Source organism: Phytohabitans flavus (assembly GCF_011764545.1).
Classification (GTDB): Bacteria; Actinomycetota; Actinomycetes; order Mycobacteriales; family Micromonosporaceae; genus Phytohabitans; species Phytohabitans flavus.
Genome location: NZ_AP022870.1, coordinates 757,597 through 778,169, shown reverse-complemented (window position 1 = coordinate 778,169; position 20,573 = coordinate 757,597). Strand labels below are relative to the sequence as shown.

19 protein-coding genes and 2 pseudogenes are annotated in these 20,573 nt (G+C 71.4%); 7 read left to right on the top strand and 14 right to left on the bottom strand.

What is annotated here, in order from left to right; translation table 11 throughout:
- Positions 1-100 precede the first annotated feature (100 nt).
- The 11 genes from Pflav_RS03530 to Pflav_RS03480 all read right to left on the bottom strand — a co-directional run bounded on the left by Pflav_RS03530 (position 101) and on the right by Pflav_RS03480 (position 11,790).
- A complete protein-coding gene (locus Pflav_RS03530) occupies positions 101-1,069 on the bottom strand; it encodes an alpha-ketoacid dehydrogenase subunit beta (protein ID WP_173033723.1) in 969 nt (322 codons plus the stop codon).
- Positions 1,062-2,033: a thiamine pyrophosphate-dependent dehydrogenase E1 component subunit alpha gene (locus Pflav_RS03525; RefSeq protein ID WP_173033721.1), complete on the bottom strand. Its 972-nt coding sequence runs from the start codon at positions 2,031-2,033 to the stop codon at positions 1,062-1,064. Before Pflav_RS03525 ends, Pflav_RS03530 begins: the two co-directional genes overlap by 8 nt.
- A 13-nt stretch (positions 2,034-2,046) precedes the next feature.
- The gene (locus Pflav_RS03520; RefSeq protein WP_173033719.1) at positions 2,047-2,835 is read right to left on the bottom strand and encodes a DUF3050 domain-containing protein; all 789 of its coding nucleotides are present in this window, start codon (positions 2,833-2,835) and stop codon (positions 2,047-2,049) included.
- A gap of 11 nt (positions 2,836-2,846) precedes the next feature.
- Positions 2,847-3,746 (bottom strand): phytanoyl-CoA dioxygenase family protein, encoded by a 900-nt coding sequence (locus Pflav_RS03515; RefSeq protein WP_173033717.1) that lies wholly within the window; start codon positions 3,744-3,746, stop codon positions 2,847-2,849.
- Between the two features lie 20 nt (positions 3,747-3,766).
- Entirely contained in the window at positions 3,767-4,828 is a 1,062-nt protein-coding gene (gene hppD, locus Pflav_RS03510) for a 4-hydroxyphenylpyruvate dioxygenase (RefSeq protein WP_173033715.1), read from the bottom strand.
- A complete protein-coding gene (locus Pflav_RS03505) occupies positions 4,819-6,081 on the bottom strand; it encodes a beta-ketoacyl-[acyl-carrier-protein] synthase family protein (RefSeq protein ID WP_173033713.1) in 1,263 nt (420 codons plus the stop codon). The genes hppD and Pflav_RS03505 overlap by 10 nt, the downstream gene beginning before the upstream one ends.
- Entirely contained in the window at positions 6,078-6,344 is a 267-nt protein-coding gene (locus Pflav_RS03500; RefSeq protein ID WP_173033711.1) for a phosphopantetheine-binding protein, read from the bottom strand. Before Pflav_RS03500 ends, Pflav_RS03505 begins: the two co-directional genes overlap by 4 nt.
- 35 nt (positions 6,345-6,379) lie before the next feature.
- Positions 6,380-7,723, bottom strand: coding sequence for a class I adenylate-forming enzyme family protein (locus Pflav_RS03495; RefSeq protein ID WP_197937859.1), 1,344 nt, complete (start codon positions 7,721-7,723; stop codon positions 6,380-6,382).
- 383 nt (positions 7,724-8,106) lie between these two features.
- Positions 8,107-8,907 carry an AfsR/SARP family transcriptional regulator gene (locus Pflav_RS03490; RefSeq protein ID WP_197937857.1) on the bottom strand — a complete coding sequence of 267 codons (801 nt, stop codon included), beginning with the start codon at positions 8,905-8,907 and terminating at the stop codon, positions 8,107-8,109.
- Positions 8,908-9,271: 364 nt separating this feature from the next.
- Positions 9,272-10,978 carry a class I adenylate-forming enzyme family protein gene (locus tag Pflav_RS03485; protein WP_173033707.1) on the bottom strand — a complete coding sequence of 569 codons (1,707 nt, stop codon included), beginning with the start codon at positions 10,976-10,978 and terminating at the stop codon, positions 9,272-9,274.
- Positions 10,979-11,025: 47 nt separating this feature from the next.
- Positions 11,026-11,790, bottom strand: a complete 765-nt coding sequence (locus Pflav_RS03480) for an ABC transporter permease (protein ID WP_173033705.1) — start codon at positions 11,788-11,790, stop codon at positions 11,026-11,028.
- A gap of 261 nt (positions 11,791-12,051) precedes the next feature.
- Between Pflav_RS03480 and Pflav_RS03475 the strand changes: the two genes are divergently transcribed.
- The 6 genes and pseudogenes from Pflav_RS03475 (at position 12,052) to Pflav_RS44700 (ending at position 16,473) form a co-directional block, all read left to right on the top strand.
- Positions 12,052-13,299 (top strand): condensation domain-containing protein, encoded by a 1,248-nt coding sequence (locus tag Pflav_RS03475; RefSeq protein ID WP_173033703.1) that lies wholly within the window; start codon positions 12,052-12,054, stop codon positions 13,297-13,299.
- The gene (locus tag Pflav_RS03470; RefSeq protein WP_173033701.1) at positions 13,296-14,222 is read left to right on the top strand and encodes a 3-oxoacyl-[acyl-carrier-protein] synthase III C-terminal domain-containing protein; all 927 of its coding nucleotides are present in this window, start codon (positions 13,296-13,298) and stop codon (positions 14,220-14,222) included. Before Pflav_RS03475 ends, Pflav_RS03470 begins: the two co-directional genes overlap by 4 nt.
- Positions 14,223-14,237: 15 nt before the next feature.
- A complete protein-coding gene (locus tag Pflav_RS03465) occupies positions 14,238-14,513 on the top strand; it encodes a phosphopantetheine-binding protein (protein ID WP_173033699.1) in 276 nt (91 codons plus the stop codon).
- A 3-nt stretch (positions 14,514-14,516) separates the two neighbouring features.
- The gene (locus Pflav_RS44710) at positions 14,517-15,995 is read left to right on the top strand and encodes a methyltransferase domain-containing protein (RefSeq protein WP_232070959.1); all 1,479 of its coding nucleotides are present in this window, start codon (positions 14,517-14,519) and stop codon (positions 15,993-15,995) included.
- Positions 15,992-16,249, top strand: a pseudogene (locus tag Pflav_RS47805) (cupin domain-containing protein); the annotation flags it as partial. The gene Pflav_RS44710 and the pseudogene Pflav_RS47805, both read left to right, overlap by 4 nt.
- A gap of 11 nt (positions 16,250-16,260) precedes the next feature.
- The gene (locus Pflav_RS44700) at positions 16,261-16,473 is read left to right on the top strand and encodes a hypothetical protein (RefSeq protein ID WP_232072822.1); all 213 of its coding nucleotides are present in this window, start codon (positions 16,261-16,263) and stop codon (positions 16,471-16,473) included.
- Positions 16,474-17,631: 1,158 nt separating this feature from the next.
- Here the strand turns inward: Pflav_RS44700 and Pflav_RS03450 are convergent.
- Complete coding sequence (locus Pflav_RS03450) at positions 17,632-17,853, bottom strand: hypothetical protein (RefSeq protein WP_173033697.1); 222 nt, start codon at positions 17,851-17,853, stop codon at positions 17,632-17,634.
- A gap of 98 nt (positions 17,854-17,951) precedes the next feature.
- Here Pflav_RS03450 and Pflav_RS03445 point away from each other — a divergent pair, with 98 nt between their 5' ends.
- Positions 17,952-18,506 carry a hypothetical protein gene (locus tag Pflav_RS03445; RefSeq protein WP_173033696.1) on the top strand — a complete coding sequence of 185 codons (555 nt, stop codon included), beginning with the start codon at positions 17,952-17,954 and terminating at the stop codon, positions 18,504-18,506.
- Here Pflav_RS03445 and Pflav_RS03440 read toward each other — a convergent pair.
- Positions 18,500-19,096 carry a DNA-3-methyladenine glycosylase gene (locus Pflav_RS03440; RefSeq protein WP_232070958.1) on the bottom strand — a complete coding sequence of 199 codons (597 nt, stop codon included), beginning with the start codon at positions 19,094-19,096 and terminating at the stop codon, positions 18,500-18,502. The two genes, Pflav_RS03445 and Pflav_RS03440, sit on opposite strands and share 7 nt — an antisense overlap.
- Before the next feature lie 5 nt (positions 19,097-19,101).
- A pseudogene (gene argH, locus Pflav_RS03435) lies at positions 19,102-20,559 on the bottom strand (argininosuccinate lyase).
- Positions 20,560-20,573: the final 14 nt, after the last annotated feature.

Genomic DNA, 20,573 nt, shown 5'->3' with positions numbered 1-20,573 from the left:
GCTCCTGACAGACCGCCCGCGCGCACGCCGGCAGCCCAGGACGAACCGCCCGCCACGAGGACGCTGGCGGGCGGCCCAAGGGTCTCGGCAGGCCAGGAGGTCAGCTCTTGACGACCGCCTGAATCGCCGCGACCAGCTGCGCCCGGCTGGGCTGCACCGCGAGGTCCAGCTCGGGCGCACATCCCACCACGACCGCCGCGTCCGGCCGGGTCACCCGCTTGGGCGGGGCCGCCAGACGCATCTCCTCGGCCGCGGTGGCGAGCACCTCCGCGCCGACGCCGCAGAACCTGTTGCCGTCGTCGAACACGACGAGCCGGCCGGTGCGCTCCACCGACGCGGCCAGTCCGGCCCAGTCGAACGGATGCAGCGAGCGCGGGTCGAACACCTCCACCGACACCTCACCGGCGAGCTCGTCGGCGACCGCGAGGGCCTCGTGCACCAGGTGGCCGACCGCGAGCACGGTCACGTCGGTGCCGGTACGGCGGACCCGCCCCACGCCCAGCGGGATCGGCGCGAGGTCCACATAGGACACATCCTCGCGCATGGCGAGCGCGGGCATCGGGCAGAAGACGACGACCGGGTCGTCGTCGCGGATCGCGGACAGGAAGAGGCCGTACGCGTCCGTGGGGGTCGCCGGGATCACCGTCTTGACGCCGAGGTGGGCGAAGACCCCGTACGGCTGGTCGGAGTGCTGGGCGCCCCACCCCGGGCGCCAGCCGGTGCCGGGCAGCAGGTACGTCACCGGCACCTTCACCTGGCCGCCGCTCATCAGCCGAAACTTGTTGGCCTGGTTGGCGATCTGCTCCAGCACGAGCAGCAGCAGGAACGGGATCTGGTACTCCACCACGGGCCGCTTGCCACCCATCGCCGCGCCGGTGGCGAAGTTGGTGAAGCCCTGCTCGGACAGGGGCGTCTCGAGCACCCGGTCGGGAAATCGGTCGAGCAGGCCGGTGGTGACGTTGTTGAGCGCGAACTTGAGGTCCTCGCCGAGCACGAAGACGTCCGGGTCGCGCTCCATCTCGTCGGTGAGCGCCCGGTTGAGCGCCTTGGCGTACGACAGCTTAGGCATGCGAGACTCCCGCGCGCAGGCGTACCGGTGTGGCGTAGAGGTGGTCGAACGCGTCGGCCGGGTCGGGGTGCGGGCTTTCCAGCGCGAATCGCACGGCCGCGTCGAGCACCTCCTCGACCTCGGCGTCGACGGCCTCCCGCACGTCCGGCGGCACCCGGGCGGCCTGGATCGCGAGGGGGTCGCGCTCCCGCCACCGGGCCACCTCCGCCTCGTCGCGGTACGCCAGCCGCATCCGCCGCTCGAACGTGTGGTGCCCCTCGTACCGGTACGTGGTGAACTCCACGAGCGACGGTCCGCCTCCGCTACGGGCCCGGTCCACCGCGGCGGCCATCGCGTCGTACACGACCTCCGGGTCCTGCCCGTCCACCGTGGACGCCGGGATGCCGAAGGCGGCCGCCCGTCCCACGACCGAGCCGGCGATGGCGGTCGGCGCGGGTAGCGTGGTGGCATACCCGTTGTTCTCGCAGACGAACACCACCGGCACCCGCCACAGCGACGCCAGGTTGAACGACTCCAGCAGCGCGCCCTGCGTCACCGCCCCGTCGCCGAAGACGCTCACCGCGATCCGGTCACCGTCCCGGGCCAGCGCCCAGCCGAGCCCGGTGGCGATCGCCGCGCCGTGGCCGACGGTACCGCTGGCGCCCCAGATGCCGGCGGACAGGTCGGACGGGTGGAACGAGCCCGCCCGCCCCTTGTCGACGCCGCCGACCCGGCCGGTGAGCTCGGCGAGAAACCGGCCCGGGTCGCTGCCCCGGGCCAGGAAGTGGCCGTGGCCGCGGTGGTTGCTCAGCAGGGCGTCGTCGGGGCGCAGCGCCGCGCACATCCCGGCCGCGACCGCCTCCTGGCCAATGCAGGGGTGGATGCCGCTGCCGATGTCGCCGGAGCGGACCAGGTCGATACACCGCTCCTCGAACCGGCGGATCAGCCGGATCGTCCCGTAGAAAGCCTCCGCGGCCGGGCGCATGCCTTAAACCCCCTTACCCAGCCTTGATGGCGGCGAGGATGCCGTCCCAGAACGCGTACCGGGCGGCGAGCGCGCGGTTGACCGTGTCGGCGGCCTCCCGCCACTTCGCCTCGTCGTCGCCGCACAGGTCGGTGACCATCTGCATGGCCATCGGGGTGTGCTCCTCGCCGTCCACCTCGATGTGCCGCTCCAGGTAGTCCACGAACGTGTCCAGCTTCGCGCCGCGCTCCTTGACCGCGACCACCTGCGTGAACATGTCCGGGATCAGGTCCTCGCGGCCGAACGCAAACGCCGCCGCCTGGCAGTGCACCGGCGCACCGTCGATGAAGCCCCAGGTCGCCCGCACGAACTCGGCCGCCGGGGCCGGGACGCCCGCGGTGTCCAGGGCCGCCTTCGGGTGTACGCCGGACCGAACCAGGTCGATGAAAGCCCCCACCACCGAGGTGTCCGCGCCCGACTCGGCCATGCCCTCGACGTATAGCTCGAAGTGGCTGATGAACCCGCCGCGCAGCTCGTCGCTCTCCTCGACGAGCACGATGTCGTTGATGAGCCGGCGGCTGCCGGGCGGGCCGGTCGGCACCCACGGCACTCGTACGCACGTGAGGTTGCGCTGCAACGACTTGAGCAGCGACATGAAGTCCCACACCGCGAAGACGTGGTGCTCCATGAACGTGACGATCGCCGCCTGGCTGTCGAGGTTGGCGTAGAGCGGGTGGGTGACGACGCGGGTACGGGCGTCGTCGACGGCGCTCTCCAGCCGGGTGATACCGGGGTGCGTCTGACCCCAGTCGTAGCGGGACATGCGGAACCTCCCTAACCGTGTGACTTCCAGAGCACCGGGCAGAACTCGGGATCGCTGTAGTCGGGCGTGCCCTCCGGCGTGCGGCGGACGAAGTGGTCGTGGTTGTACGCCACCGGCGTGCCGTCCGAGAGGGCATGGCCGCGGTAGCGGTTGTCGCCGTCCTGGAGGTGCAGTGAGATCGCGCGGCGCGGGTGGCCGGAGCGGTTCGCGCCGCTGCCGTGGTACGTGCGGCAGTGGTGGAAGCTCATGTGCCCCTTGGGAATCACCATCGGCACCGGGCTCATCTCGGTGCCGTTGTGCCGGGCGTTCTCCCGGACCAGCTCGTCCAGCTCGGCCGGGTCGCGGTGCGCGAAGTGCCGGGCGGTGCCGTCGCCGCCACCGACCTCCGTCCACAGGTGACTGCCGTCCACCATCGTGATGGTGCCCATCTCCTCGCCACAGTCGTGGAACGGGATGAACGCCGTCAGCATCCGGTCGGACGTACAGGTCTGCCAGTAGTGCCGGTCGAAGTGCCACGGCACCAGGTTGCTCGGCTCGTCCGGGCGGGGCGGCTTGTAGATGAGCGTGGCCTGGAAGAGGCGGATCTCGCCGGCCCGGGCCAGCCGCGCGGCCACCGCACCGACCACCGGCTTGCGGAGGATCGCCGCGATCTCGTCGCTCTCGTAGTGGATGTAGTCGTTATGCCGCTGTACCGCGCCTTTCGACGGCTCCCAGTAGGCCAACGTGGACGGCCGCTTGCCGAGCCGCCGGCTGCGGGCACCGGCGTAGTACGCCTCGCTCGCGGCCACGAGCGTGTCGACCTCGTCGTCGGTGAACAGCTTCTTGGACAGGTACCAGCCGTGCTCCTCGTACGACCGCACGTCGGCCTCGGAGGGCAGCAGGTCCTCCGCCACGGGGATCGTGGTCGTCATTTCGGTCCCTTCCGGATGGGTCAGGCTCGCACTTGCGCGGCGGCCCGCGCCCGCTCCTTGGCCTCGTACAGGGCCTTGATGTTGTTGCTGCCGAACGTGAGCGCCCCGTGCCGCTCGATGAGCTCGAGGAAGAACGTGCGGCGCTCCACAGTGGACTCTGTGAAGATCTGGAACATCTCGCCCCAGTGGTCGCGGTCGACCAGGATGTTGCCGGCCCGCAGCGCGGCGACGGAAAGGCTGACCTCGCCGAGCCGCCGCTCGATCGCGTCGTAGTAGCTGTCCGGCGTCTTCAGGAAGCGCACCCCGCGCCCGCCCAGCGTGGCGACCACACCGGCGATGTCCCGGGTGCTGAGCGCCAGGTGCTGCACCCCGGCGCCGCCGTTGCCGCGCAGGAAGTCGTCGAGCTGGCCGGGGCGCAGCGCCGGGTCGGGCGCCACGATCGTGAACGTGACCTCGCCCGAGCCGCTCTGTACCACCTTGGAGTCCATCGCCTGGTCGCCGACCTCGACCCGCTCCTCGAAGATCTCCTTGAACCCGAAGACCTCGGTGTAGAACCGGACCGTCTCGTCGAGCCCGCCGCCCGGTACGCAGAGCGCGACGTGGTCGATGATCTCCAGCAGGTCAGGCCCGGCCACCGGCGCGGCCGGGAGCGGCTCGACCGCACCAGGCAGGAACGGTCCGGCGGAGCCGCGCCGCTCGACGAGCCGGTGGGCGAGCGCGCCGGGACCGGAGACCTCGGCGGTCACCACGTCGGCTCCCCAGGCACGCGGCTCGGCGACCGAGGTCGCGCCCCGGCTCAGCGCCTCGGTGTACGCCTCGGCGGCGTCCGCCACGCGCAACGCGACCCGGGCCACCCCGTCGCCGTGCCGCGCCACGTGGGCCGCCACCGGGTGCGCCGGGTCGGTCGCGGCGGTGACGAGGATCCGGATGCCGCCCTGCCCGAGCAGGATCGTGCGCTGGCCGGGCAGCGCCGGCCCGCCGGTGCCGAGCCGGCGGAAGCCGTACGCCTCGACGAGCAGCCGGGCCGTCTCCTGCGCGTCTCCGGCGTAGAACTCGACGTGGTCGAGGGTCATCACGTCCACAGTGGACCTCCGGGGTGGGCGAGCGCGAGGCTGACGTTGTGCCCGCCGAACGCGAACGAGTTGGAGAGCGCGACTCCGGCGGCCGCCTCACGGGGTGCCTTGCGGACGTGGTCCAGGTCGCAGTCGGGATCGGGGTCGTCGAGGTTGTGGGTCGGCGGCAGCACACCGTGGCGCAGCGCGAGCGCGGTCGCGGCCGCCTCCACCGCGCCGGCGGCGGCGAGCAGGTGCCCGGTGACGCCCTTGACCGAGCTCACCGCCGGCGTGTGCGCACCGAAGACGGACCGGATGGCGAGGGCCTCGGCGGCGTCGCCGCGCTTGGTGCCGGTGCCGTGCGCGTTGACGTAGCCGACGTCCGCCGGTGCCAGGCCCGCGTCGGCGAGGGCCAGCCGCATCGCGGTCGCGGCGCCGCTGCCGTCGGCCCGCGGTGCGGTCGGGTGGTACGCGTCGGTGGCCACACCCCAGCCGGCGACCTGCGCGTACGCCGGGCGGCCACGGGCGGCGGCGTGCTCGGCGCGCTCCACCACCAGCGCGCCCGCCCCCTCGCCGAGCACGAAGCCGTTGCGCCGCCGGTCGAACGGGCGGCTCGCCTCGGCCGGATCCGCCCAGCCGCCGGCAAGCGCCCGCGAGTTGCGGAACGTCGTGGCGGCGGTCGGCAACAGCGGTGCCTCGGCGCCGCCGCAGACCACCACGTCGGCGAGCCCGTCCCGGACGAGCCGGAGCGCCTCGGCGACCGCGTACGCGCCGGAGGCGCAGGCCGTGGAGATGGTCGAGCTGTAGCCGCGCACCCCGTGCTTGATAGCGATCCGGGCGGTGGCCATGTTGGGCAGCATCCCGGCGAGCAAGTACGGGCTGACCGCGGTGTGCCCGGACGACTCGCGAGCCAGCGCCTCGGCCTCGAACATGCCGAGCCCGCCGAACGCGTTGGCCAGCACGACCGCGGTACGGGCCGGGTCGGCGTCCTGCCCGACCGTGACGCCCGCGTCGGCGAGGGCGGCGTCGGCGGCCGCCATGGCGAGCACCACGAACCTGTCGACCCGCCGTGCCTCGGCCGGCGGGAGCACCGTGGCCGGGTCGACGTCCGGCGCGAAGCCGGCCGCGTCGAGGATCCCGGCGACCGGGTGACTGTCCGCCGGCCGGCGCAGCCCGGACCTGCCGGCGCACACGGCGTCGAAGAACCCGGCGGCGTCGGCACCGAGCGGGGTGAGCAGCCCGATCCCGGTGATGACCGCGCGCTGCCGGGCTCTCTCGGTCACTTGACAGCACCGTCCAAAGAGGTCGAGCGCGACGCGACGTCGGCGGCGAACTCGCCGAGCGTCATGATGGCCAGCCGCTCCATGTCCTCCTCGCCGAACTTCACGCCGTACGCGTCCTCGACGCGCAGGGCCAGCTCGGCGACGGCGAGCGAGTCGAGGTCGACGCCGGCCGGTCCGAAGACCGTGCCGCCGTCGGCGCCGTCGACGTCGAAGTTCATCTGGCGCAGTGACTCGATGGTGAACGCGACCACGTCGGCGGACATCGGCAGCGCCTCCTCTCTCTTCAAGAAGTCGGATCTCAAGCGGTCGGTTTGTCCTGGCCAGCTGGGGCCGTCGCCGCACGCAGCGCCGGTACGCTGCGCACGAGCTTGCCGGTGGCGGTGCGGGGCAGCCGGGGTACGAGGGTGAGCCGGCGCGGCCGCTTGTAGCCGGCCAGCCGCCCGGCGAGCGCCTCCTTCAGCGCGGGCAGCCCGTCCGGGCCCGCCTCGTGCACCACGAACGCCTCGACCGCGCCGTCCCAGGCGACCACGACCTCGACCACGCCGGGCAGGGTGGCGAGCGCCTGCTCGACCTCGGTGAGGTCGACCTTGAGCCCGCCGACCGACACCTGGGAGTCGAGCCGGCCGCGGATGGTGACGAGCCCGGTCTCCGGGTCGGCGTCGCCGGCGTCCCGGGTGTACAGCCAGCCGTCCACCCAGCGCGTCGGGTCGCTCAGTCCCACGTACGGGCTGGCGTCCGTGGCGAGCAGGAGCTCGCCGCCCTCGGCGCGCAGGGTCATGCCGGGTGCGGGCGTGAGCGCCGGCCGGTGCTGTCCGAAGAGGTCGGTCGCGATGACGCCGGCCTCGGTCATCCCGTACATGTTCCCGAGCGGGATCGGCCAGCGGGCGGCGAACGCCTCGCGGACGGTGGGGCGGACCAGCTCGCCGCCGACCGTCATCCGCTTGAGCTGCGGCAGGTGCCGGTCGCGGTCGGCGGCGGCGAGGAACTCGATGTGGAACGGCACGCCGAGCACAGTGGCCGGCTCGGGTCCGGACGCGACGGCGTCGAGGACCGCGTCGGTGGACAGGAAGCTCGGCACGACGAGCGTGACGCCGGTGTGCAGGGCGTAGAGGAGCCCGCCGACCAGGCCGAGTACGTGCACTGTGGAGGCGAGCAGCACGATCCGCTCGCCCGGCTCCGGTACGCCGTCGATCAGCCGGTAGCGCTCCACTTCGGACACGAGGCTGGCGGCGGTACGGCCGATCACCTTGGACGGTCCGGTCGAGCCGGAGCTGAGCTGGAGCAGCGCGTGCGAGGTCCGCGCGGGCCGGCCCGGGTAGGGCGCGACGACCGGTGCGCCGTCCGACATGGACACGACAAGCTGCGGTGCCACCCGCTCCAGCGCCCGGTCCACCTCGTGCTGGGTGAGCCGGTGGTCGAGCAGGGCCACCTGGGCGCCCACGGTCCAGGCGGCGAGCAGGCTCTGTGCGTACCAAATGCCGGGTGGCATCCTCAGCGCGACAGTGCCGCCCGCGCGCAGGCCCGCGGCGCGGAGGTCGGTGGCCCTTGCCGCGACGGCGCGGCGCAGCTCGCGGCGGGTGAGCGGCGCGCCGAACCGGAGGCACTCCTGGTCGTCGCGGCCGGCGAGCAGATAGGCGCCCACCCATTCTCCGTCGAATGGGTCGACCGCGATGCCGGCCGGCGCGCCAGGAAACACAATGGCCCCCCAAAGAAAGGATTTCACGCCGCGGTTTTTCTAGATTGATTGGCGGCGATGGGCCCGAACGCTAACAGCGCATTTCTGCGCGGTCAAACATGCGGAAAGGCCGCCCGGCGGCGACTCTTCGCGGTCGCTCGCCAAGCGGCCTTCCGGAACGATCTCCCAAGCAGCGAAAACGTGGCCGACATCGTCGGCGGCCTGCTTACTGTTCGTATTTGTGATCCATTCCCGAGGCGACCACTACGCAAGCGCGAGAGGGGATCTTCCCAGGTTCTAGCGATTGTCTATGTGGCCGCGAGACGGCGTTTTGGCGGGAGCGCGACCACTCACCTAACGGTGATCTGGTCGAGCAGCTGCGCGAGCCCGTCGGTGCGCGGGGCGACCTCGAGCGCGGGGTCGTCGCTAAGGATGGCCTGCTGCAACAAATGCAGCCGCTTGGACGGCTCCAGCCCCAACTCCTCGGTCATGGTCGCGCGCAACTGCTGGAAGACCCGCAACGCCTCCTGCCGGCGGCCGCTGCGGTGCAGGGCCACCATGAACTGGGCGTGCAGGTTTTCGTGCAGCCGGTGCTCGACCATCATGCCGGCCAGGTCGGAGAGCACTTCCTGATGCCGGCCCAGCCGCAGCCGGGCCTCGATCCCCTGCTCGACGGTCGTGAGCCGGGACTCTTCCAGTCGTTTGACCTGCGGTTGTAGCAGCGGGCCGGCGCGCACGTCGGTCAGCGCGGGGCCACGCCAGAGCGCCTGTGCCTGGGTCAGCCGCTCGGCCGCGAGTGCGTTCTGGCCGGCGGCGAGCGCTTGGCGGCCCTCACCGGAGAGCCGCTCGTAGTGCGCCAGGTCGAAGTCGTCGGAGATGCTGCGGAACAGGTATCCGCCGGGGGTGGTCACGAGGATGCTCTTGGCGACCTCGGGCGCGGGCATCGCCAGTGCGGCGCTGAACAGCTTGCGCAGGTGCAGCACGTACGTCTGGAGAGTGGTCAGGGCGCTGGCCGGGGGCTCGTGGCCCCACAGCTCCTGGATCAGGGCGGTCACCGGCACGGTCTGGTTGGCTTGCAGGAGCAGCAGCGCGAGTACTGAGCGCGGCTTGGGAGCGGTAGGCGTGGCCGAGGAATCGGCACAGTTGAGCATCAATGGTCCTAGGACCCGTATTTCAAGGCCCCTTAACACATAAGACATTGACATGGACCTCCGGTGGAAACATGCGCACGCTTGGGGTGATCAGCAATGTACCCGAGCGCGGGCAGGTTTCTGCCAGAGCGATGCCGCCTCCATCCCGGAGAGTGGGCCACATTTGTTTGGCTGATCGAGGGATTTCTACCTAACCCGGCAGTGGCGGGCATCGATCACTATTGCCCCGCGCGCCGTAGATATCCGGATTTAGGCTTCGATCACCAGTGATGAAGGTCTATGGCCAGGCACTCGTGCAACATGCATCATGGAAAGTCTCCAAAAGAGTACCCGGCCGGGTGATGGTCGCGTCGTCCACACGGCCCTACGCGGTGGCCGCGCTCGCCAGGTGACGCTGGCGCATGAGGAATTTGCGCACCTTACCGGTCGGGCCGACCACGATCTCGTCGTCCGGCACGGCCACGACGCGGCGCAGCGTCGCACCGGCGGCCGGGCCGAGCGCCGCGCGCACCGCATCGGTCCGGTCGGCGTCCGGGTCCGCGCCGGCATCGAGCATCAGCAGTACGTCGGTGACGACCCCGCCGTCCTCGCGACCGGCGACGACCGTACAGTCCCGCACCTCCGGGCACCGCACAAGGATCCGCTCCTCCGACTGGGCGGTGTAGAGCCAGTCGCCGCCGCCGAGGTCGACCGCGTCCACGGCCCGGTCCACGTGGTAGTAGTAGCCCTCCGCGTCCCGGTACATGAGGTCGCCGGTCAGGTAGTAGCCGCCGAACCGGGTGCGGTAGGTGGTGAGCGAGTCGTTCCAGTAGCCGGGCGCGAGCGTCGGCGACTTGAGACCCACGTGGCCGACGGCGCCGACCGGCACCTCCGTGCCCGTCGAAAGGTCCAGGAGGGCGACCTCGGCGAACGGGTACGGCCGGCCGACACACCGGCCGTAGCGGTCGCTCTCCGAGGTGTGCGTGATGTGAAACGCCGAGTGCCCCATCTCGGTCGAGCCGATCCCGTCGATGAAGCGGGAGCCGGGCACGGTGAGCGGACCGTCCGGTGTGTACCGCTGGTGGCTGCCGACCGCGACAAGCCGGCGAATGTGCGCCTCGTGTGCCGAGTCGCCGGTGTTGAACCACACCTTGACCGAGTCGAGGTCGCGCGCGGCGAGGTCGTGGCGGGCCAGCTCGGCCCAGGTGACCGCGAACCCGAACACGCCGGTCGGGCGCCACCGCTCGATCGCGTCCAGCACCGCGCCACCGCTGGACGCGAACTCGCCGCCCTGCGCGGACATGTACAGCAGCTCGTACCGGTTGCAGAGCGCCTGGTTGACGGTGATGATGCCGGCGGCGTGCGCGGCCGGCAGCACAGACATCTCGCGGACCTGGTGGCTGGGCCGCGGCTCGACGAGCCGTACCCGGCGGATCGCGGCGAACAGGCTGGCGTGCGAGTGTACGACCGCGGCCGGCACGCGCGTGGTGCCGGACGAGTGCGTGATCGCGACCGGGTCGTCGGCGTGGTGCCGGTAGTAGCGCGGCGCGGCCGCGGGATCGCCGGTGCCGGTGTCGGCGGGGTCTATCAGGGTCAGCCCGGCTTCGCCTTCCAGCGCCGGCCGGTGCGCCTCGTCGACGATCGCGTGCTCCGCGCGCAGCCGCTGGACGAAGCCGGCCGCGATCTCGTGCGGCATGTTGCCGTTCATGAGGGCCGGGATCGCGCCGATGCGGGTCAGGGCGAAGAAGTTCAGGAACACGTCGGCGGCGGACGTGACGTACACGGCGACCGGGTCGCGGGGGCGGATGCCGTGCGCGTACAGCCAGGCGGCCCGCGCGGCGGCCCGCTCCTCCAGGGCGCCGAGGGTCAACGGCTCGTACGCGGGACGCCCGTCGACCGGAGTGTCGAACGTGATGCCCGGCCCGTCCGGGTCGGCGCCGTGCTCCCGCAGCTTGGGCAGCACGTTGCCGGCGCCCAGCTCCGGGTCGGCGACGAGATGGGCTCGGATCTTCGCTGAACGATCCGCCCGTTGCTTGCGGCCCGTAGGCCGCAAGGACGCTGAGTTTGATGATTCGCTCGCAAGCTCGCTCATGTTGCGGTCCCCTTACCGGATCGAGCGGGCCCACGGCCCGCGCGGGATCAGCGGATCGTGCGGGCGAACAGCCTCGTGGACCAGGCGATGGCGACGGTGGCAAGCACGGTGACGCCGGCCAGTCCCTGCCAGATCGCGGTGTCGCCGGTGTTTCCCTCGAAGAGCGAGCGCATACCGTTGGTGACCCAGTAGAACGGGTTCCAGTCGGCGACCGCCTGGATCCACGCGGGCGCCAGCGCGACCGGCAACAGCACGCCGGCGAGGAGCGCGACAGGCTGCGCCACGGTGTTCATCACCGGACCGAGCGCGCCCTCCTTGCGCACGAGCAGCGTCACCGCGTACGAGAGCGATGTGGTCATCAGCGCGATGACGCACAGCAGCAGGTACGCCAGCAGCAGGTTGTGCACGGCGACGGCGAGCCCGAACGGCACCGCGATGACGGTGATGATGAGCGCCTGCACGAGCAGCGAGGCGACATCGCGCAGCGCCCGGCCCAGCAGCAGCGCGGACCGGCTCACCGGCGTGACGCGGGCCCGCTCGATGATGCCGGCGCGCAGCTCGGCGAGGAGGCCGAAGCCGGTGAAGAGGCCGCCGTACAGGCACATCACGACGAGCAGGCCGGGGACGTAGACCCGGTAGGCGTCGCCGTAGCTGTCCGCGCCCATCGAGGCCAGCGCTGGCTTGAGCATCGGCGCGAAGAGCACGAGGTACGTGACCGGCTGGGCGAGACCGAAGAAGAGCCAGGTCCGGCTGCGCAACATCAGGGTCATCTGCTGGTGGAAGACCAGCCACGTGTCATGGGCGAGTTTCACGGGTGGGACGGTATGGCCTTTCCCGAACCGGCAACAAGCACCTTGACCGGACGTCGAGCCCACCTCCGCTCGCGCTTCGACCGGGAGTCAAGCTCCGTCTACTTAGACTCCAGTCGATGATGTTTCAGCGCGGCGGCGCCCTCGCGGCGGTCCTTCAGGAGGCGGCGGCATGAAGCGGATCACGGTGCCGTTCAAGGCCGATCCCCCGGACGGCGACCTCGTCGACGAGCTCGCCTGGGGCAGCGCGAGATCTGGACCGCGATGACGCGGCAGGAGTGGTGGCTGCCGATCGGCTACGCCCGCGCCGTACCGCCGGGGACCACAGTGGAGGATCTGGTGGAGGAGGTGCGGTTCATGATGAGCCGCTACCCCACGCTCCGCACCACCCTGCGGCACGACCCGGACGGCGGCGCCCGCCAGGTCGTCGCCGGCGCCGGCGAGATCGACGTCGAGGTCGTGGACGCGGCCGACGACGAGGACCCGGAGCTTGTCGCCGACCGGGTGCGCCAGTGGTACTGGGACGGCGAGTACGACCTCGTGCACGGCTGGCCGATCTGGATCGCCATCATCTGCCACAAGGGCACGCCAACCCACCTGGTCACCGTGATGACCCACCTGGTACTCGACGCGTTCGGCGGCATCGTCATGCTGGAGGAGCTCGTCTCCCGTCCGGCCGGGCCGACCGCGATGCCGCCGCTGGAGCAGGTGCGCTGGCAGTCCTCTCCGGCCGGCCAGCGGCAGAACGCGGCGGCGCTGCGCTACTGGGAGAAGGTGCTCCGGGCGGTACCGCACCGGCGCTTCCCGCACCGCCACGAGCCGAGGTCGCCGCGGCACTGGGAGGGCCGGTTCCGCTCCCCCGCCGCGCACCTCGCGCTGCGGGTGCTCGCCGCACGCACCAAAGTGGACGCCTCGCCGCTACTGCTCGCCACGTTCGCGATCGCGATGGCCCGGCACACCGGCATCAACCCGGTCGTCATCCAGGTGGTCGTCAACAACCGCTTCCGGCCCGGCCTCGCCCGCTCGATGAGCCCGCTCAGCCAGACCGGCATCTGCGCGATCGACCTCGCCGGACTCACCGTCGACGACGCGGTACGGCTGACCGCGCGGCAGGCGATCGCCGCGTACAAGCACGCGTACTACAACCCGTCCGATGTGGACGACATCGTGGCCCGGCTGGCCGACGAGCGCGGCGAGGAGCTCGATATCGCCTGTTTCTTCAACGACCGCCGCATCGAGGTGCGCGACCAGGCGGCCGGGCCGCCACCCTCGCCTTCCCAAGTACGGGATGCCTTGGGTCGTTCGACATTCGAGTGGGGGCGGCGGCTGGACACGTCGTTCGAGCGGATGTTCACCCACATCGAGGACGTGCCCGACATGATGGCCATCACCATCGCCGGCGACACCCACTACATGTCGCCGAACGACCTGGAGGCCTGCGTCCGCGGGATGGAGGCGGTCGCGGTCGAGGCGGCACTCGACCCGGCGGCCACGACCGGGATACCGTCGTGACGTCGCTGGAAGCGGTGGCGACGTACCTGCCGGAGCACCGGGTGCCGCTGGAGGAGCTGGCCGGCGAGCTCGACCTGACCCCGATGCAGGTCCGCCTCTTCCGCCGCTTCCACAAGCTCTCCGACGTCTGCCGGGCACCCGGGACGACCCCGCTGGACCTGCTCCTCGCCGCGGTGTCCAAGCTGGACCGCCTGCCCGCCGTGCGGCACCGCGTGCGGTACGTGCTGTGGGCGCGCACGTTCCCGGTCGTCGTGCCGTACCCGCTCAACCCCCTGGACACGATGTGCCGGCTGCTCGGGCTGGACCGCGCGGTCGCGTTCACCGTCACCCACCACGCCTGCGCAACCGGGCTGCTCGCTATCGACCTGGCCGGCCGGCTGCTCGCGGAGTCACCACCGGACTCGCTGGCCCTCGTGGTGGCCGGCGAGAAGGCGTTCACCTACGACGCACGGGTGGTCCCGGAGACCTCCGTCTTCGGCGAGGGCGCGTCGGCCTGCCTGGTGGGGCGCGACGGCCCGCGCGACCGGCTGCTCGCGTACGCGGCCAACCAGCGCGGCGACTTCGACGACGAGGTCACCACGGACATCGGCCGGTTCCAGGAGGAGTACCAGGCGTCGCTCATGGCCGCGATCCACACCGCCGTCGAGCGGGCCGAGCTGGCGCTCGACGACATCGACCTGGTGCTGCCGCACAACGTGAACATCGTGGCCTGGCAGCGGCTCTGCCGGCGGATCGGCTATCCGGTCGACCGGGTGCTGCTGGACAACGTACCGCTCACCGCACATGTCTTCTGCGCCGACGCGTTCGTCAACTACCAGACCGCCCGCACGCGAGGGCTGCTGCGGCCCGGCGACCGGTACCTTGTCGCCGCCGCCGGGGCGGGACGGGGCGCGACGTTCTCGGCGATGGTCTTCGAGCACTGATGGGGTGATACCACAATGGAGCAGCTCGACACCGACCTGCGACCGCGGGTCGTCGACAGCATCCGCACGCTGCTGCCACGCGTGCTGCGCAAGGAGATGCCCGAGCCGACCGAGCAGAGCCGGCTGATGGAGGACCTGGGCATGAGCTCGTCCAGCACCCTCGAGCTGATGCTGGAGCTGGAGGAGGACCTCGCGCTCCAGATCGACGTCGAGGACATCGACCGGGACGACTTCGCGACGGTGGGTACGCTCGCCGACTTCGTCGTACGGCACCTCATACCGGAGGAGTGAGCGATGCTGTGGTTGGCGCGGGCCGCCCGCCGGGTGTTCGACGAGCCCGCCGCACGCACCGCGCACCCCGAGCACGGACCGCACTTCGCCGGCTACCTGACCGACCTCCTGAAGCCGTACGGGCTGGCCCCGCACCCGCCCGACGGTGGCCAGTCGTACGGCGAGATGGGCGCGGCGCTGATCGCTGACGTGGTCCGCCCCGACGAGCCGGTCGACCTGCTGGTGCTCGCGTTCGCGGTGCCGGACGTACGGCCCGGCCGAGCCACGGCGACCTACCTGAGCCACGTATGCCCCGGAGCGCCGCTCGCCTTCGCCGTCTGCGACCAGGGCGTGGCCGCCGGATTTACCGCACTGCGGATCGCGCAGTCGTATCCGGACTGCCGGCGCTCGCTCGTCATCGTGGTCGAGCAGGCCACGCTCCACTACGAACTGCCGGCACCCGCTCCCCTGCCGGCCCGCCACGCGGGTGTCGCGCTGCTGTGCGGCGACTCAGGCGTGGCGCGGATCTCCTCGGTCGTCATCGGTCGGGACGACCCGGTGGCGTCCTCGGTGGACAAGCCGCCGGGTCAGCCGTACACGGGTGCGTGGTGGGCGCTGGCCGGCGAGCTCGCCGACCCGACGCCGCGGCGGGTGGTGGTCGCCGATCGCGACCCGGTGCTCGGGTACACATGTTCCTCCACTGTGGACTTTGTTGGACTCGAACCGGACGGGGTGGCGCGGGTGTCCGCGTGGGACTGGGAGCGGCCTGAGGAGCTGTCCGAGCGCATGGACACGTTCCTCGTGGACGGCGCGACCTGCGACAAGCTGGAGGAGGTCGCCCGGCCACCGTTCGATCGGGCTGTTCTGGGCGATCTGGGTGTCACCGGCGTGGAGTTCGCGGCGTGGAAGAGCCGGCACCCGGCGGCGCTGGCCTCTGACGTCGTGCCCCTGCGCGCGCCGGACGCGGAGGCGGCGCCCGGCCGCGTCTACCGCGTGGACGGCGAAGCGCTCTTCGCGGCGCTGGACATCTGCGAGCCGCTCCCCTTCGCCGACGGCTCGGTCGACTGGGTGTACGCCGAGCACCTCGTCGAGCACGTCTCGCTGGGCGCCGGCATCGACTGGCTCACCGAGGTGCGGCGGATCCTCGCGCCCGGCGGGGTGCTCCGGCTCACCACACCCGACCTGGCGACCTATGTGGATGGTTACCTCGCCGGCAACACCTTCTTCTCCCGCCACCGCAAGCGGATGCGCGCCGCCGGACTGGGACCACCGATGCCGGCACGGCGGGCGTTCATGTTCAACCAGATCTTCTACCTGTACGGCCACCGCTGGCTGTACGACTTCGAGGAGATGTGCTACGCGCTCGACGCGGCGGGTTTCTCCTCGGAGGATGTGCGGCGGTGTTCCTTCCGCGAGGGCGCGCGACCTGACGTCGCCGACCTGGACCGGGTGCTGCGCAACGACGAGAGCATGTACGTGGAAGTGGTAAAACGGGACACATGAGCTATCCACCCACGTTGTACACGGGCGAGGACGGAGAAATCACCGCCAGCTACCGTCCGAACGGCCACGAGCCCGAGCTGACCTACCCGAAGACCGGCAACACCGTCCACTACCTGGCGACGCACGCCTCGACCGGCGGGCAGTACGGCATGTACCGCTGGGAGATGGGCCCTGCGCCGAGCGGCCCGGACCCCCACTTCCACCGGACCATCTCCGAGTCGTTCTACATCCTCACCGGCACGATCCGCATCTACGACGGCACCAAGTGGATCGACTGCACCCCGGGCGACTTCGTGCACGTGCCTGCGGGGGCGTACACGGATTCCGCAACGAGTCCGGCCAGCCGGCATCGATGCTGCTGCACTTCGCGCCGGGCGCGCCACGCGAGCGGTACTTCGAGGGCCTGCTCGACCTCGCCAGCAAGTCCGACGAGGAACGGGCCGCCTTCTACCTCGAACACGACAACTACTGGCTCTAACCCATGCCACCCCCGCTCGGGCCACCGACTGGGGCGACGAGGCCACCCGGCTGATCGCACCGGCTTCCGCCGGCACCTTCGACCCACGCGAGAAGGTGCCGGCGGTCGCCGACTACGCCGGCCAACGCCCGGCCCAGGCCAGCGAGTGGTCGACCCGCCGGACGGGTGAGGCCGAACGCCGGGTCGACGTCGGCCAGGAGGGTCGGGGCGTCGCGGCCCCCGGCCCATGCGCGGGCCTCCGGCGTCAGGGCGTCGTCGATCCAGGCCGCCGGGCTCCTGCCCCGCTAGATCGGACGCCGATTCCGGCAAGGACCGGGCGTTCGACGCACGCACAGTCACACCCGCTAGCGCATCCTAGGATGCTAGCCCACCCCATACGATCCGGGAGGGTACGCGCTCATTGCCTGGTGAAAGATTTGAGCTACCGCGACGTCCGCGGTGGTCCGGACCGCTGCTCCCGCGGCCTCACCCTCCGCGTCCCACAACCCGACCTGGCCGACCTGGCCGACAGGCAGCTTGGCCCTGCGGACGCGCGGAGCCCCGACTGGATCTTGAACGCTCACCGTCCGTTGCCGGACGCCATCCAGGAGGGTGGGGGCCAGACCACGGCGGACTCGCGGTTGACCAGACCTCGACGGCCTTTCGGGGTCTGGGTCTGGGGCCTCCGGCCCCAGACCCCCGCGTTGACGGGATCGACCTTCACGCCAGGACGCCGATTCATTGCCGATGGACGGATTTCCTTGATCGAGGCGAGCAGCGCCGTTTCGCGCCACGTCCGTGGCGAAAAATTGCCCGCCCAGGGCAATGAATCGCCACGGACGGCCAGAGCACCCACCGATCAAGGCCACGCCCCGTCCGACAGGGCGACCATCCACGACCATCGCTCTGATCAGTGCGACGGGATCGGAGCACGCACCGATCAAGGAGCACCAAGCCCGAGAGATCTGGATCTAGTCGACTTTCTGCCGTCAGGACGACAGGAAGTCGACTAGATCTCTCGTGCTTGGCCACAGCGGCACGTCGGGTTGGGCGCTTTAGCTGGTTTGTCCGCATGCCATTCGGAGCACACCAGCGATCGTGGTATTTAGCTGTCGCTATAACCACAGCTAAATACCACGATCTGCCGGATAGCGTCCGGGTGCGGCACTCGAAGCTGGCCTAGCTGTAGCGGCCTGGGCCGCCCTTCGCGTACAGCAGGTACAGCATCGGGCCGATCGGGAACGAGACGACGATGATCAGGGCCCACGTGCCGCGGTTGAAGTGGCGTAGGTTGCGGTCGCTGGTCTGGGCGAGGTCGGCCAGCAGGCGCCGGTCGAACCAGACAACGGCGCTCAGGATCGCCACCGCCGTGATCAGGGCGACCGTCACGCTGCTGCTCATCGTCGCCTCCGCCGAGGTCGCGGCCGATCTTTGGAAGGTCAACCGTACCCCGCGTGGCGGTGCCGTCCCCCGGGCGGGTATGGCCGCAGACTGAAGCGATGGGCGAGATCGTGACCGTGGCCGACCTCGACTACTACGTCGTCATGGAGGGCGGCGGCCGGGCGGCGGCCGTCGTGGTCGAGGAGTTCGTCCTGGCCGGCGACCACACTGCGGTGGGGCTGGCCAGCGCCACCTGGACCGCCGACGGTTGGGGGCCGTCGCTCAGCCTGCGGATGCGCTCGGACGCGGACCTGCGGGCGCGGGTGGCGTACGCGACGCGGTTCGGAGCCGCGGAGGCCTTCCGGGTGCTCGGCGGGGGCGAACTGCCGGGCGAGGGTGAGCTACGGCGGCAGCTAAGGGACTACCAGCAGCTGAACACGGCGCCGCCGCTGCGGCTCGGGCTGACCGACACGCCGTACTACCGCATCCTCTTCGCCGGCGAGCCGACCGACGCCGGCGCGCACCCCCAGCTGCGGCGGATCGGCAACGGGATGGCCTGGTGCGTCGACATCGCGGCGCCCGACGACAGCAAGATAGGGCCCGAGCTGCGCGCGGTGCGCTCGGCCATGCGGCGCAGCGGGCTGATTCCCGTGACGATCGAGCGGTTCTACTGAGCACGCTTGCGGGGCACGTGCCGGCGGTACACGCTGACCGTCGGGTCGTCGGCGATCCAGAAGCGCCACTCGAGGTCGTGCGCGCCGGTCACGCCGACCCTCGGGCCCGCCGCGATCCGTGACTCCAGCACCGGGGTCGACGGCAGGCGCAGGCGCACCGGGGCGTCCGGGGCGAGCAGGTCGGCGCCGTACGCCGTGCCGTCGATGCCGAGCGCCTGGCAGAGCCGGGCCGGGCCGCGGGCCAGGTCGCGCTCCACTGTGGAACGGCGGCGCGCGATCGCCAGGTCCAGACCCGAGACCACCTGGCCGGCCCGCAACAGCACCGCGGACGCCTCGCCCTCGACGCCGGTCACCACGTTGGCGCACCAGTGCATGCCGTACGTGAAGTACACGTAGAGGAAGCCCGCCGGGCCGAACATGATGGCGTTGCGCGGAGTCCGGCCGCGGTGGGCGTGCGAGGCGGGGTCACCGGCGGTACCCGCGTAGGCCTCGACCTCGGTGATGCGGACGGTGACGCCGCCCGCGGAGATCTCGCACCCCAGCAGGCCGCGCGCCGCCGGCAGCACCGGGCCGGCGAGCAGATCTTTCAAGAACCTCAGCGGGGTACCACGCGCTCCGTCGCCCATTCCCGCCATCCGTCCAGCTTGTCCACGGCCGAGGCGAGCTGGTCGGCGACCGGGCCGGGGCCGGTGGAGCCGGGCGTGGTACGGGCGGCGAGCGCGGACCGCACCGAGAGCACGTTCCGCACGGCGGGGTCCAGGTGCGGGCTGACCAGCGCCAGCTCGTCGTCGCTGACCTCGTCGAGCGCGCACTCGCGGGCCACGCAGAGCGCCACCAGGCGGCCGGTCACCTCGTGCGCCTCGCGGAACGGCACGCCCTTGCGGACCAGCCAGTCGGCGACCTCGGTGGCCAGCGTGTACCCGACCGGGGCGGCGGCGACGAGGCGGTCCACCCGTACCGTCATCGTGGAGATCATGCCGGCCAGCGCCGGGAGCACCAGCTCCAGCGTGTCGACCGCGTCGAAGGCCGGCTCCTTGTCCTCCTGCATGTCCCGGTCGTACGTCAGCGGAAGGCCCTTGAGCATTGTCAGCACGGTGACCAGCCCGCCGATCAGGCGGCCGGCCTTGCCGCGGGCCAGCTCGGCGATGTCCGCGTTCTTCTTCTGCGGCATGATCGACGAACCGGTGGCGAAGCCGTCGTCGAGCTCGACCCAGCCGAACTCCTGCGACGTCCACAGCACCACCTCCTCCCCAGCCGGGACAGGTGCACGCCGACCAGCGAGGTGATGAAGAGGAACTCGGCCACGAAGTCGCGGTCGGCGACCGCGTCCATCGAGTTGGCGGCGGGGCGGTGAAGCCCAGCTCCTTGGCCACCCCGGCCGGGTCGAGCGGCAGCGACGAACCGGCCAGCGCACCCGCGCCGAGCGGGCTGATCGCCGCGCGGGCGTCCCAGTCGCGCAGCCGCGAAAGGTCCCGCAGCAGCGGCTGTACGTGCGCGAGCAGCCAGTGCCCGAACGTCACCGGCTGCGCGTGCTGCAGGTGGGTCATGCCCGGCGCGGGCGTGTCCACGTGCCGCTCGGCCTGCTCGACCAGCGCGTCGGCGAGCTGTACCAGGTCGGTGGCCACACCCGCGCGTGGTCGCGCAGGTAGAGGCGCAGGTCGGTGGCGACCTGGTCGTTGCGGGAGCGGCCGGCGCGGAGCTTGCCGCCCAGCGTGCCGAGCCGCTCCAGCAGGCCACGTTCGAGCGCGGTGTGCACGTCCTCGTCGTCGACCGTGGGCCGGAACGCCCCGGAGGCGCAGGCGGCCTCCAGGTCGTCCAGCGCGGCGAGCATCCGGCCCAGCTCGTCGGGGTCGAGCAGTCCGGCCCCGGCGAGCACGCGGGCGTGCGCGCGGGAGGCGGCCAAGTCGTACGGCGCGAGGCGCCAGTCGAACTGCACGCTGACGGAGAGCCGGGCCAGGGCCTCGGCGGGGCCGCCGGCGAACCGGCCGCCCCAAAGAGAGGTACGGCTCGGGTGGGCTTGGGTGGGTGGCAGGTCAGGGGACACGAGTGTCATTTCTACCCGAGGGT